This window comes from Candidatus Thiosymbion oneisti (assembly GCF_900092655.1).
Classification (GTDB): domain Bacteria; phylum Pseudomonadota; class Gammaproteobacteria; order Chromatiales; family Chromatiaceae; genus Thiosymbion; species Thiosymbion oneisti.
On record NZ_FLUY01000106.1, the window covers coordinates 1 to 639 of the forward strand.

A 639-nucleotide genomic window follows, 5' to 3' on the forward strand; every position below is an offset into this window, starting at 1 on the left:
GAATTCGCCGTTGGTGGTAGTAAAGGGTAAACCAGCGGTCGAGCCAGATCCAATCGGCTGACAATTATGGCGAGACGTTACAAGCGAGGGGTAGCCCGTACCCAGGAAGCTCTCCTGCCGCCGCGGGTGGAAGATTACGTCAGCGAGACCAACCTGGTTCGGGCGATTGATGCCTACGTTGATACGCGTGACCTGCCGGCGTTGGGCTTTACCAAGAGCGGCGGCGATCTGACGCCCGGTCAGCCGGGGTTCGATCCGAGCCTGCTGCTCAAACTGTATCTTGACGGCGATCTCAATCGGGTGCGGCGCTCGCGGCGTCTGGAGCGTGAGTGGCGACGTAACTTGGAGCTGATCTGGCGGCTGGAGGGCTTGGTCCCAAGCTACCGCACCAGCGCTGAGTTTCGGCGCGTGAACGGGACCGCCCTGCGTGCGGCGAACCGTGATTTCGTTCTGTTGTGTCGAGAACTGGATCTGGTGGGTGGAGAAACCATCGGTATCGACGGCTCCTTTTTCCAGGCCCGTGACGCCAGCATCACGACCAAGAAGGATTGGGACGCGCAGCTGAAGAAGATCGCACGTGATCTGGAAGCCTACACGCAGGACCTTGATACCAATGACGAGCAGGAAAACCACGTGGGC

At 60.1% G+C, this 639-nt stretch carries 1 protein-coding gene; it reads left to right on the forward strand.

The features are described from left to right. Positions 1 to 66: 66 nt before the first annotated feature. On the forward strand, positions 67 to 639 hold a 573-nt coding region (locus BQ17_RS01120; RefSeq protein ID WP_141699023.1), incomplete at its 3' end, for a transposase.